The organism is Pseudomonas halotolerans (assembly GCF_039581215.1).
GTDB lineage: Bacteria > Pseudomonadota > Gammaproteobacteria > Pseudomonadales > Pseudomonadaceae > Aquipseudomonas > Aquipseudomonas tehranensis.
In genome coordinates this window covers 202,875-215,276 of record NZ_JBCNTJ010000004.1, presented here as the reverse complement: position 1 = coordinate 215,276, position 12,402 = coordinate 202,875, and the positions used below count along the sequence as shown (strand labels likewise).

General features: G+C 62.0%; 12 protein-coding genes. 1 reads left to right on the top strand and 11 read right to left on the bottom strand.

The window, feature by feature from the left end:
* Positions 1–34 precede the first annotated feature (34 nt).
* The 8 genes from AAIS01_RS07730 to AAIS01_RS07695 all read right to left on the bottom strand — a co-directional run bounded on the left by AAIS01_RS07730 (position 35) and on the right by AAIS01_RS07695 (position 9,497).
* Positions 35–1,036 carry a diguanylate cyclase domain-containing protein gene (locus tag AAIS01_RS07730; RefSeq protein ID WP_214915645.1) on the bottom strand — a complete coding sequence of 334 codons (1,002 nt, stop codon included), beginning with the start codon at positions 1,034–1,036 and terminating at the stop codon, positions 35–37.
* A gap of 45 nt (positions 1,037–1,081) precedes the next feature.
* The gene (locus AAIS01_RS07725; RefSeq protein ID WP_092454109.1) at positions 1,082–2,092 is read right to left on the bottom strand and encodes a chemotaxis response regulator protein-glutamate methylesterase; all 1,011 of its coding nucleotides are present in this window, start codon (positions 2,090–2,092) and stop codon (positions 1,082–1,084) included.
* Positions 2,089–4,350, bottom strand: a complete 2,262-nt coding sequence (locus AAIS01_RS07720) for a hybrid sensor histidine kinase/response regulator (protein ID WP_343468500.1) — start codon at positions 4,348–4,350, stop codon at positions 2,089–2,091. Before AAIS01_RS07720 ends, AAIS01_RS07725 begins: the two co-directional genes overlap by 4 nt.
* Positions 4,347–5,018 carry a chemotaxis protein CheW gene (locus tag AAIS01_RS07715; protein ID WP_343468499.1) on the bottom strand — a complete coding sequence of 224 codons (672 nt, stop codon included), beginning with the start codon at positions 5,016–5,018 and terminating at the stop codon, positions 4,347–4,349. The genes AAIS01_RS07720 and AAIS01_RS07715 overlap by 4 nt, the downstream gene beginning before the upstream one ends.
* Complete coding sequence (locus tag AAIS01_RS07710) at positions 5,015–6,292, bottom strand: CheR family methyltransferase (RefSeq protein ID WP_343468498.1); 1,278 nt, start codon at positions 6,290–6,292, stop codon at positions 5,015–5,017. Before AAIS01_RS07710 ends, AAIS01_RS07715 begins: the two co-directional genes overlap by 4 nt.
* Entirely contained in the window at positions 6,289–6,825 is a 537-nt protein-coding gene (locus AAIS01_RS07705; protein ID WP_343468497.1) for a chemotaxis protein CheW, read from the bottom strand. The genes AAIS01_RS07710 and AAIS01_RS07705 overlap by 4 nt, the downstream gene beginning before the upstream one ends.
* Positions 6,825–8,447: a methyl-accepting chemotaxis protein gene (locus AAIS01_RS07700; protein ID WP_343468496.1), complete on the bottom strand. Its 1,623-nt coding sequence runs from the start codon at positions 8,445–8,447 to the stop codon at positions 6,825–6,827. The genes AAIS01_RS07705 and AAIS01_RS07700 overlap by 1 nt, the downstream gene beginning before the upstream one ends.
* A gap of 336 nt (positions 8,448–8,783) precedes the next feature.
* Positions 8,784–9,497, bottom strand: coding sequence for a tellurite resistance TerB family protein (locus AAIS01_RS07695; RefSeq protein ID WP_343468495.1), 714 nt, complete (start codon positions 9,495–9,497; stop codon positions 8,784–8,786).
* 196 nt (positions 9,498–9,693) lie between these two features.
* Between AAIS01_RS07695 and AAIS01_RS07690 the strand changes: the two genes are divergently transcribed.
* Positions 9,694–11,118, top strand: coding sequence for a gamma-aminobutyraldehyde dehydrogenase (locus AAIS01_RS07690; protein ID WP_343468494.1), 1,425 nt, complete (start codon positions 9,694–9,696; stop codon positions 11,116–11,118).
* A 56-nt stretch (positions 11,119–11,174) separates the two neighbouring features.
* Here the strand turns inward: AAIS01_RS07690 and AAIS01_RS07685 are convergent, their stop codons facing one another.
* The 3 genes from AAIS01_RS07685 to AAIS01_RS07675 form a co-directional block, all read right to left on the bottom strand.
* Positions 11,175–11,576, bottom strand: a complete 402-nt coding sequence (locus tag AAIS01_RS07685) for a type II toxin-antitoxin system VapC family toxin (protein WP_092401327.1) — start codon at positions 11,574–11,576, stop codon at positions 11,175–11,177.
* Entirely contained in the window at positions 11,576–11,809 is a 234-nt protein-coding gene (locus AAIS01_RS07680) for an AbrB/MazE/SpoVT family DNA-binding domain-containing protein (protein ID WP_225248425.1), read from the bottom strand. Before AAIS01_RS07680 ends, AAIS01_RS07685 begins: the two co-directional genes overlap by 1 nt.
* Positions 11,810–11,904: 95 nt before the next feature.
* The gene (locus AAIS01_RS07675) at positions 11,905–12,090 is read right to left on the bottom strand and encodes a hypothetical protein (protein ID WP_214915667.1); all 186 of its coding nucleotides are present in this window, start codon (positions 12,088–12,090) and stop codon (positions 11,905–11,907) included.
* Positions 12,091–12,402 lie beyond the last annotated feature (312 nt).

The following is a 12,402-nucleotide window of genomic DNA, read 5'->3' as shown; positions in this document are numbered from 1 at the left end:
CTTTGCCATAAAGAAACCTCTGCTAGGCCGGGGCTTATTCGATCCCCACCCGATTACGCCCATTGTGCTTGGCCATGTACAACCCCTTGTCCGCCGCCGAAATCAACTGCCGGCAATCGCCCCCTTGTTGCGGCGTGAAGGTCGAGACGCCAACGCTGACAGTCAGGTTCGCCCCCTCATGAGGCGTGATGTGGGGGATGTTCAGGGCAACGACGCTCTGGCGCAGCTTTTCGGCCATCAATCGGGCACCGCCAGGCGAGGTGCCGGGCAGTACCAGGGCGAACTCCTCGCCGCCGTAACGGGCCGGCAGGTCGGACGGACGGCTGCACGCATCCCGGATCGCCGTGGCGACCTTGCGCAGGGCTTCGTCCCCCTCCAGATGGCCGAAGTTGTCGTTGAAGGACTTGAAGTAATCCACGTCGATCATCAACAGCGAGAGCTGGGACTGGTCCCGCAGCGCCCTTCTCCACTCCAGCTCCAGGTACTCATCGAAGTGTCGACGATTGGACAACCCGGTCAGGCCGTCGGAATTCATCAAGCGTTGCAGCACCAGATTGGTGTCGAGCAGTTGCTGCTGACTGACCCGCAGGGCGCGATACGCCGCGTCGCGTTGCAACAGCATCATGTAGGACCGCGAGTGATAGCGAATGCGCGCCACCAGTTCGATGTTGTCCGGCAACTTGACCAGATAATCGTTGGCCCCGGCGGCGAACGCCGCACTTTTGACCAGCGGGTCCTCCTTGGTGGACAGGACAATGATCGGAATATCCCGGGTCGCCGGATGGTTACGGTATTCACGCACCAGGCTCAGGCCGTCAAGACCGGGCATCACCAGGTCCTGGAGGATCACCGTTGGTTTGATGCGCACCGCCTGGGCGATGGCCTGGTGTGGGTCGGCGCAGAAGTGAACGTCGATGTTCTCTTCACTCGACAGCCCACGCCGCACCGCCTCGCCGATCATCGCCTGGTCGTCGACGAGCAAGACCATGGCGGCATTCTCATCGCGCTTGAAATCGTCGAGTTGTAAATCATTCATGGGAGCTCACCTGAATACGGCTGTGGACAAGGTTGCCGGGGTTCTTCATGGGGTAAAAATTTCCGCCAACCGTGGCGCTATCTGGTCCAGCGCAAGGATCTGCGCAGCCGCGTCGATGGCCGCTGCCGCTTTGGGCATGCCGTACACCGCGCTGCTCTGCTGGTCCTGGGCGATGGTCGGATAGCCCTGCTGGCGCATGAGTTTAAGCCCTTGGGCCCCGTCGCGGCCCATGCCCGTGAGCAAAACGCCCACCGCGTCACCACTCCAGAAGTGGGCGACGCTCTCGAAAAACACGTCGATGGAAGGCCGATAGATCTCGTTGACCGGCTCCGCGGTGTAGGCCAGGGTGCCGTTTTTCAAGAGACGCAGATGGTGGTTGGTGCCGGCCAGCAGCACCGTACCGCTTTGCGGCGGCTCGCCGTGCCGGGCCAGGCGGACCTCTAGGCCTGACGCACTGCTGAGCCATTGCGCCATGCCTGCGGCAAACACCTCGTCCACATGCTGGACCAGCACAATGGCCGGGGCGAAATGCCGGGGCAGGCCCTTGAGCAGGATCTCCAGCGCCGCCGGCCCACCTGCCGACGATCCGATGGCAACCAGGCTATTGCGTGACAACGAAACACGCTGCGCCGCCGGTGCCGCGCGTTCACGGTGATTGCGCTCACCGATCAGCCAGCCGATGTTGGTGATCTTGCGCAGCAGCGGTGCCGCCGCGTGCGCGGGGTTGCCGACTCCCAAGGTGGGGGTATCAACCACATCCAGCGCGCCATACCCCATGGCTTCGAACACGCGGTGAACGTTCTGCTGGCTGTCACCGGTGACAATCACAATGGCGCACGGGGTTTCGGCCATGATCCGCCGGGTCGCCTCCACACCATCCATGATGGGCATGAGCAGGTCCATCAGAATCAGGTCCGGGGTGTATTCGGCGCAACGCTGGACCGCCTCGGCACCGTCGGCGGCCACCCAGACCAACTGGTGCGCCGGCTCGAAGGCCAGGGCACGGCGCAGGGCTTCGACCGCCAGGGGCATGTCATTGACGATGGCGATCTTCAAGCGCGTGCTCCTCCGATCAATTCGACGACGGCATCGAGCAGGGCGTCGTCATGGAAACTGGCCTTGGCTAGATAATAGTCAGCGCCGGCGTCCAGGCCACGGCGACGATCTTCTTCACGATCCTTGTAGGACACCACCATCACCGGCAGCGACTGCAGACGGTTATCGCGCCGCAACAGCGACACCAACTCGATGCCGTCCATGCGCGGCATGTCGATGTCGGTGATCAGCAGGTCAAAATCCTCCGCTCGCAGCGCGTTCCAGCCGTCCATGCCGTCCACGGCCACCGCCACGTCATAGCCGCGATTGAGCAACAGCTTGCGTTGCAGCTCGCGCACGGTCAGGGAGTCGTCCACCACCAGGATCCGCTTACGCGGTGTCTGCGTCTGGTTCTGGCGGGCGATGCGTTCCAGGCGCCCGGTGTCGAGCAACTTGTCCACCGAGCGCAGCAGGTCTTCGACATCGACGATCAGCACCACCGAACCATCGTCCAGCAAGGCCCCGGCGGAGATGTCCTGGATCTTGCCCAGGCGTTCGTCCAGGGGCAGGACCACCAGCGTGCGCTCGCCAATGAAGCGTTCGACCGCCACGCCGTAGATTGCCTCGCGCTCACGGATCACCACGACCTTGAGCGCCTGGTTGTTGTTCTGTGATGCCGGGCGATTGAGCAACTGACTGGCCGCGACCAGCCCGACATGCCGCCCTTCGTGCCAGAAGTGCTGACGTCCTTCGACCTGCACGATGTCCTCAGGAGCGAGGTCGCACATGCGCTCGATGTGAGCCAGGGGAAAGGCGTAGGCTTCACCGCCGACCTCCACCACCAGGCTGCGCACCACCGAGAGCGTCAGCGGCACCTCGAGATGGAAGCGGCTGCCCGCGCCGGCCGTCTGCTCCAAGACCACCGCGCCGCGCAACTGCCGGACCATATGCTGGACGGCGTCCAGGCCGACGCCGCGCCCGGACACTTCAGTGACGGTGTCGCGCAGGCTGAAGCCGGGCAGGAACAGGAACGTCAGCAGTTCCTCTTCGCTCAAGTTGGCGGCGGTCTGCTCAGGGGAAAGCCCTCGTTCGACGACACTGCGCCGCACCCGCTCCAGGTCCACACCGGCACCGTCGTCCGCCAGTTCCAGCACCAGCAGGCCGGCCTGATGGGACGCGCGCAAGCGGATCAAACCTTCGGCGGGTTTGCCGGCCAGCACCCGCTGTTCCGGGGATTCGATGCCATGGTCCACGGCGTTGCGCAGCAGATGGGTCAACGGCGCTTCGAGCCTTTCCAGCACGTCGCGGTCGACCTGGGTTTTGTCGCCTTCAATCTCCAGGCGCACCTGCTTGCCCAGGCTGCGGCCCAGGTCACGGACCATCCGCGCCTGGCCGGATAACACATCGGCAAACGGTCGCATGCGACAGGCCAGCGCCGTGTCGTACAACACCTGTGCTCGCTGACCGGCCTGCCAGGCGAACTCATCCATCTCTGCGGTTTTCTGCGCCAACAGTTGCTGGGTTTCGGCCAGCAAACGGCGGGCGTCGTTGAGCGCTTCCTCGGCCTGCAAGCTCAACGCGTGTTCCTTGAGGTGCACATTCAGCTCTTCCAAGGCCCGCAAGCCGTTGCTCTGCTGGCGTTTGAGCCGCTGCATCGTCGCCAGCCAGGGCTTGAGACGCTGGGTTTCCACCAGGGACTTACTGGACAGGTCCAACAGGCTATTGAGGCGCTCGGCAGTGACCCGCAACACCCGTTCGCCCCCTTCGGTGACCCGTTTCCCCTTGGGGACCGCTTCCGTTGACGCCAGCGGTTCTGCCTCGGCCGGCTCAACGCGAAAGGCCTCGGCTTGCATCTCGATTCGCGGCAACACGGCAGGCGTCTGCGCAGCGGCAGGATCAAGCAGTTGCCCCATCAACGCCACATACGCATCGACGTCCTGAGCTGCGATGCTGTTGCCTGGTGTGGCAATTCGCGTCAACAGGTCGGTGCCTTGCAGCAAGGCATCGATATGCTCGGCGCGCAGGACCAGGAGGCGCTCCTGGGCGCTGACCAGGCAATCCTCCATGACATGCGCCACGCTGACCCCGGCGTTCACCCCAACGATCCGCGCTGCGCCCTTGAGGGAATGAGCCGCGCGCATGCACGACTCAAGATAATCGGCCTGGGTCGGGTCGCGTTCCAGGGCCAGCAGGCCGGCGCTGAGCACCTGAGTCTGGGCTTCGGCTTCCAGGCTGAACAACTCCAGCAACGAGGCGTCACGCATTTGATCAGGGGTCATGACAGGCTCCGGGTCATGGCGGACAACAACTGTTCTTCGTCCAGCCAGCGCAGGCTGCGGCCCTTGAACTTCAATACGCCACGGGTGTACTTGGCCGCCGATTGCGAGGCTGCACTCAGGACGCGTTCATCGATGGCGTGAATGCCGTCCACCTCGTCCACCGGCACCACCACCGGACCGCCCTGGGCCGCAACGATCAACATGCGCGGCATGACCCGTGCACCGGCAACCACCGCCCCGCCGGGCTCCAGGTCCAGCAGGTCCACCAGCGACAGGCAAGCCACCAGGGCCCCGCGCACATTCGCTACGCCCAGCAAGGCCCGCGAACGCTGGTGGGGCAACGAATGAATCGGCTGCAACGGTGCCACTTCCACCAGACTGCGGGTGGTCAGGCCCAGCCACTCTTCACCCAGCCGGAACATCAACAACGATCGGGTGACGATCTCGCTGTCCAGCGGCGCGTGGGTCTGGTCCCGGTCGTCGCGCTGCAAGGTGTAGCGGTCGAGCAAGCGGGTGGCCGCCGCCGAATACACTGAGCAGTTGCGGCAGTGAATATGCTCGGCCAGCAACGGACAGGATTTATCGCCATGCACCCCGATGCGATTCCAGCAGTCATCGATGGCCTGGGCATCGTCATGGGTCAGGTTGTCATTCGCCGAACCACTCATTGTTCACGCTCACTGTCAGCCATGCGCCCGCTACGAGCGGCGCGGTCCTGCAATCGACGGGCGCCGGCCGCGTCTCCCTGGGAAGCCAGCAGCGCCGCCAGATGCACCAGGGCCTCGGCGTGTTGCGGTTCAAGATAGAGCGCCTTGCGATAAAAGCCCTGGGCCTCCAGCGCGCTACCGGCCATGTCACTGAGCAGCCCCAGCCAGTAGAAGACCTGGGCCGCCGGCGCATGACTGCTCAAGTATTGCTGGCAGGCGGCACGGGCTTCGGCACTTTTTCCAGCGTTGGCCAGCGCGGCGATATTGGCCAGCAAGGTAGCGGCGTCGCTGTTTTTCGGCTCAGTGATCGGGGTCACCCTTGCTGCGAACGGCCGGGGCCGGACCACCGGGGGGATGACGCGAGACGCGACCTGGCCAAGCGGCAGCGGGGCCGGCAGCGGAGTCGACGTCAAGGCGGGTAGCGGTTGTGGCTGCGGGGCACCTTGGCGACTGAAAGCGAACGACTGGGCAATCCCGATCGAACGCATGCCCAACCGCCCCAGCAAACTGCCCTCGGCGGGGCCGATAAACAGTACGCCGTCCTGGTGCGTCAGGCGCTTGAGCACCTCGAACACCTGCTGCTGGGTTGGCTGGTCGAAATAGATCAGCAGGTTGCGGCAGAACACAAAATCGTAAGGGGCCTCGTTCACCAGCAAGGTCGGATCCAGCAGGTTGCCCACTTGCAGACGCACCTGTTCACTCACCCGCTCGCTGAGGCGATAACCCTCTGCCTCGGCGTTGAAATGTCGCTCGCGAAAACCAAGGTCGGCGCCACGGAAAGAGTTCCTGCCGTAACGCGCTTGCCTGGCACGCTCTATCGACAGCGGACTGACGTCCAGCGCGTCCACCTTGAACTGATGCGGCCCCAGGCCCGCGTCGAGCAAGGCCATGGCGATGGAGTAAGGCTCTTCACCAGTGGAGCACGGCAAGCTGAGAATGCGCAGCGCGCGCAGGTGCCTGATTTCGGCCAGACGCTTGATCGCCAGTCTGGCAAGGGTGGCGAAGGACTCGGGATAACGGAAGAACCAGGTCTCCGGAACGATCACCGCTTCAATCAGCGCCTGTTGCTCCTGGGCCGAATGTTGCAGGCACTGCCAGTACTCCTCTGCGGTTCGCCCAGGCACGGCAATGATGCGCTGGCGCACGGCCCGCTCGATGATGGCGGTCCCGACGGAGGTGACATCCAGGCCGATACGCTCTTTGAGGAAATCGAAAAACCGCTGGTCGCTGTTCATGGGCGCCCCTCGAGGTCATCGAAACTCAACGGCGGCGAGGGAAACAGCACGGCACGGACCGACTCGTCGAGCAGGTCATTGACCCGTACCCATTGCAACAGGCCGCGCGCGTCTTCGCGCACCGGGCCCAAGTACGGCGCCTGTGGGTTGTCCAAGCCATAGGGGCGGAAATCCGCCGGATCGCAACGCAGGGTGTCGGTGGCCTGTTCCAGGATCAGCCCCAGAACCTGTCCCGCCTGCTGCGCGTCGGGGCGGTAATGCACCAGCACCAGCCGCGTACTGGTACGCGCCTGGGCGCTCTGACCGAAGGTCAGCCTGCACAGATCGATCACGGGGACCACCACGCCGCGCCAGGCAAACACGCCCGCCACCCAGGACGGTGCCCGGGCAATCGGCTTGAGGGGCAGGCGCGGCAGCACTTCCACCACATCGATGGCTTGCAGGGCGTAGCGTTCGTTGCCGATGCAAAACACCAGGAACAACGACTGACGGGCCGTCGCTGCGGCGCCACGTCTGGCCTCGAGCTCGCTCATCAGACTTTGAAACGCGAGACGCCGCTGCGCAGCCCCACGGCCACCTGGCTCAGTTCATCGATGGCGGAACTGGCCTGGCGCAGCGACTCCACCGTCTGACTGCTGGCGTCGCCCAGTTGCACCAAGGCGTGGTTGATCTGCTCGGCGCCGGTGGCCTGGGCCTGCATGCCTTCGTTGACCATCAACACCCGTGGCGCCAGCGCCTGCACCTGATGGATGATTTGCGACAGTTGCTCGCCGATCTGCTGCACCTCGGCCATGCCTCGGCGCACTTCTTCGGAGAACTTGTCCATGCCCATCACGCCAGCGGATACGGCGGACTGGATTTCGCGCACCATCTGCTCGATGTCGTAGGTCGCCACGGCCGTCTGATCCGCCAGGCGCCGCACCTCAGTGGCGACCACGGCAAAACCGCGACCGTACTCACCCGCCTTCTCGGCCTCGATGGCGGCATTGAGGGACAACAGGTTGGTCTGGTCGGCCACCTTGACGATGGTCACCACCACCTGGTTGATGTTGCCGGCCTTCTCGTTGAGGATCGCCAACTTGGCATTCACCAGATCCGCGGCGCCCATCACCGAGTGCATGGTTTCTTCCATGCGCGCCAGGCCTTGCTGGCCGGAACCGGCGGCCACCGAGGCCTGATCGGCAGCACTGGACACTTCGGTCATGGTGCGCACCAGATCACGGGACGTGGCGGCGATTTCTCGAGAGGTCGCGCCGATCTCCGTCGTGGTAGCGGCGGTTTCCGTGGCGGTGGCCTGTTGCTCACGGGAGGTGGCCGCGATCTCGGTCACCGAGGTAGTGACCTGCACCGAAGAACGCTGGGCCTGGGACACCAACGATGTCAGCTCGGCCATCATGTCGTTAAAGCCGGTTTCTACCGCACCGAACTCGTCTTTACGCGCAAGGTTCAGGCGCCCGCTCAGGTCGCCGCTGCGCATGACGCCGAGAATTTCCACAATGCGGTTCATCGGCGCCATGATCGCGCGCATCAAGAGCAGGCCGCAGAGCATGGCAATGAGCACCGCCACGAGAAACGACAGCCCCATGGCAACTTCAGCGGCGGTTACCGACTGACTGATGGTCAGGGCGGCTTTTTCCGCCCGTTCACGGTTGCGCTCGATGATCTGGTTCAAATGCCCGCGACCAGCCAGCCATGCGGGCGTCAGCTCCTTCTCCAGCGCCAGCTGTGCCCCGTCATAATCCTTGCGTTCATACAGGTCCAGAACCTTCGCCAGGGCCTTGTTGAAGTCCTGATGATTGACCTCGAATTCGTCGAAGGAGACTTGGTCGGCAGGGTCCTGGATCAGCTTTTGATAGTGCTGGATTTCCTCGCGCAGATGCTGCTCGTAACCCTGGTAGAGCGCCTTGTCCTCGGCAGTGATTTCCCGCAGTCCCGAGAGGCCGACGATCTGCTGGGTCTTGACGTAACTGTCGACCCAGCCACCGCGAATCATGGAACTGTAATACACCCCCGGCACCGCGTAGACGCGCACTTTTTCTTCACTGGCCTCGATCTTCAACAACCGCGAATACGTGACGACCACCATTAGCAGCATGATGGCGATGATTACCGCAAAACTCGCCAGGATGCGTTGGCGCAACGTCCAGTTCTTCACAGTGAAACCTCAGGCATTTGAAATGCTGGGGAGTATAGCCGAGGGCGACGTTGCGGCTGTATGGCGGCGGTGGATGATTTAAACGAGGCCGACTCGCCGCACTTGAAGAATCGAATGCGCCCCTGTGGCGAGGGAGCTTGCTCCCGCTGGGTGGCGAAGCCGCCCTAAGGTGTCTTCCTGACGAACCCAGTCAGCCGGTTTTGCGCCGGCTGCGCCGTCGAGCGGGAGCAAGCTCCCTCGCCACAGGGGGTTGCGTCAGCCCCCAATTTCAGCACGGGCCACAAAACCAGTGTGAAAGCGGGCTCGTTCGCTCCCACAAGGGATGTTGGGACTATGTTATAGAGCAGCCTGACGTACCTGCTTCTCCAGCTCGGTCTTCAAACCCGGCTCCAGTTTGAGCTGGCGCGCCAGTTCATCGAGGTAGGATTTCTCCATGAAGTTTTCCTCATCCACCAGCATCACGCTGGCGATGTACATTTCGGCGGCCATTTCCGGCGTGCTGGCGGCCCGGGCGACGTCGGTGGGGTCCAGGGGTTTGTTGAGCTCGGCGTGCAGCCAGTGTTGCAGTTCCTGATCGTTGTCGAGCTTGATGAATTCGCCTTCGATCAACTGCTTTTCACGCTCGTCGACGTGGCCATCGGCCTTGGCTGCGGCCACCAGGGCCGTGAGGATTGCCTGGCTGTGCTGCTCGACCTGGGCCGGAGGTAGACGATCCAGCGTCTGCGGTTCAGTTTTCGGCGCACTGCCCTGCTGGGCTTGCCAATTGCCATAGGCCTTGTAGGCGATCACACCCAATGCCGCCAGACCACCGTAGGTCAGGGCCTTGCCGCCAAACTGGCGAGCCTTCTTGTTGCCCAGCAACAGGCCCATGGCTCCGGCGGCCAGCGCCCCGCCACCCGCGCCGGAGAGCATCCCGCCCAAATTGCCGGCGCCACCGCCGAGCAAACCGCCCAGGCCGCCGGATGACTTGCCTTGGGCGCCGCCAGCCTTGTTCTGCAACATTTCCTGACCGGACTTGAGAAGCTGATCGAGCAATCCACGGGTGTTCATTTGCTGCCTCCACGCATTCGGGTAACCGGATCATTAAGGCAATCAGCCTAGTTCGAAAGTGCCCGCGCCTGTCGGTGAGAGTGCTTCGAGATGTTGCTCGCCGATTTTCTTGTGGCTGCGGCGAACCCGATAAAACGATATAGACTCGAACCCACTGAAAAAACGCCGCAAAAACAGCTTTGACGAGGGATTGGACATGCAAACCAAACTGCTGATCAATGGCCAACTGGTGAACGGCGACGGACCCGGCCAAGCCGTGTTCAACCCAGCGCTGGGCCGGGTGCTGGTGGAAATCAACGAAGCCAGCGAAGCCCAGGTCGATGCCGCCGTGCGCGCGGCCGACAATGCCTTCGAAAACTGGTCTCAGGTTCCGCCCAAAGACAGGTCTGTGCTGCTGCTCAGGCTGGCCGATGCCATCGAAGCCCACGCTGAAGAGCTGGCGAAGCTGGAATCGGACAACTGCGGCAAGCCCTTGAACGCCGTGCTCAACGACGAGATTCCGGCCATTGCCGACGTGTTCCGTTTCTTTGCCGGCGCCAGCCGGTGCATGAGCGGTTCGGCAGGAGGCGAATACCTGCCGGGACACACGTCGATGACCCGCCGCGACCCGGTGGGCGTGATCGCCTCCATCGCGCCGTGGAATTACCCGCTGATGATGGTCGCCTGGAAAATCGCCCCGGCCCTGGCCGCCGGTAATACCGTGGTGCTCAAACCCTCGGAGCAGACCCCGCTGACGGCGTTGCGCCTGGCGGAACTGGCGTCGGATATTTTCCCCGCTGGCGTACTGAACGTCGTGTTCGGGCGTGGGCAGACTGTCGGCCAACCGTTGGTCACCCACGCGAAAGTGCGCATGGTGTCACTGACCGGCTCCATCGCCACGGGCGCAAACATCATTTCCAGCACCGCCGACAGCGTCAAACGCACCCACATGGAGCTGGGCGGCAAAGCCCCGGTGATCATTTTCGACGATGCCGACATTGACGCGGCCGTGGAAGGCATCCGCACCTTTGGGTTCTACAATGCCGGCCAGGATTGCACCGCTGCCTGCCGCATTTATGCCCAACAAGGCATCTACGACCGGTTCGTCGAGAAACTTGGCGCGGCGGTGGCCAGTATCAAGTACGGCCTGCAAACCGCCCCGGACACCGAGATGGGCCCGCTGATCACTGCCCAGCACCGCGACCGCGTGGCCGGCTTCGTCGAACGGGCCATCGCCCAGTCGCATATCCGCCTGATTACTGGTGGCAAGGCCGTGGATGGCAACGGGTTCTTCTTTGAACCGACAGTGTTGGCCGACGCCCAGCAGGACGACGAAATCGTGCGCCGCGAGGTTTTTGGGCCAGTGGTGTCCGTCACGCCGTTCATCGACGAAGCGCAGGTGCTGGCCTGGGCCAACGACTCGGACTACGGCCTGGCGTCTTCAGTCTGGACCGCCGACATCGGCCGCGCCCATCGCCTCGCGGCACGCCTGCAATATGGCTGCACCTGGGTCAATACCCACTTCATGCTTGTCAGCGAAATGCCCCATGGCGGTCAGAAACGTTCTGGTTATGGCAAGGACATGTCGATGTATGGGCTGGAGGACTACACGGTGGTGCGGCATGTGATGTTCAAGCATTGAGCCAAAGAACGACTACCATGGCCGGACGGCAGAGTCTGGTCGTGGCGGTTCAAGTGTCATGACGGCACTAGCAACGCCACTGAAGGAAAATAGCTTCGGTAACGTTTGGCATCGCGGGTGAGCAAGGGCAGGCCATTCACAGCAGCATGGGCGCCGATAAAAAAATCGGCCAACACGTTATTTTTTCCGCCCCCTACCTTTCGGTAACGCACAAAAGCCTTCCCTGCGAGGAACAATGCCGGTCGAGGTACTTCCTGCATCAGCAGCCCGAGCTCAGCAACAACCTCATCCAACGCTTCAAAGGTGGAAAAAGTCTGAGACAGTTCGGCATAGATAATCGGGTTGATGACAAGGTCATGGGCTTGCGATTGGGCCCGCAGTTGCTGGATAGACCAATCAGCCCAAACGGGATCGTTTTCCAGGACATCAATCAAAACGTTGGTGTCGACCAGTATCATTAATCTTCACCACGCAAGAGCGCCATCAGCTCATCCGTGCGCCATTTGATATCCGCCTTACCACGGGCAGCCTCGAAACGATCATGGACTGTTTTCTTCGCTGCTTGGGGTTTACCGGCATGGAGCACCACCTCACCCTGCGCGTTGACACTAAACTCGATTGCACAACCCGGAATCAAATGCAGCGCATCGCGAATTGGCTTAGGAATGGTGACCTGCCCCTTACTCGTCATCGTTGTCGACACAATGTTCTCCTTTGAAGTATTACCTTTGCCTGAAAAGTAATACTTCATGCCTGGGGGTGCAACCGCCGCTGATCCGCAACCATTCAAAACCTCGAAACACTGCGCATTGCATCCATCAGGCAACGCATGGCGATCCGGTCGTTTTCCGACAGCTCCCGATAGCGTTCCACCAGCCTTAATTCGTCCATGCTGAGCGGCCGTGTCCTGCGCGCGTTCGTCAAGCATGGAAGGATCCCCAGCAATTCGGTGATGCCCTGTATTTTTGTCATTGAGCCTTGTCCTTCTGGTACGTCGAATTGACCTGATAACGCCTGCTGAATCCACGGGTTCAACCTCTGTCACGTTAAAGGATAGGGATGATTCACACCGTGGAAAGGGAGTTTTAGAGTAATTAGTCAAAAAATGCAGAGTTAGCCGATAAAAAAGGAAATATCTGTAAGGAAATTTAACCAAACCACGCTTTCCTCTCTCTCCCGACCTGCGTATCCCCTATGATTTTGCGCCTCGGTGAACCGATCCAGCTCTCAGGCATCTGTTCTAACGTCCGTCGCGTTTGGCCAAAGGCATGTCCGAACTTCTTT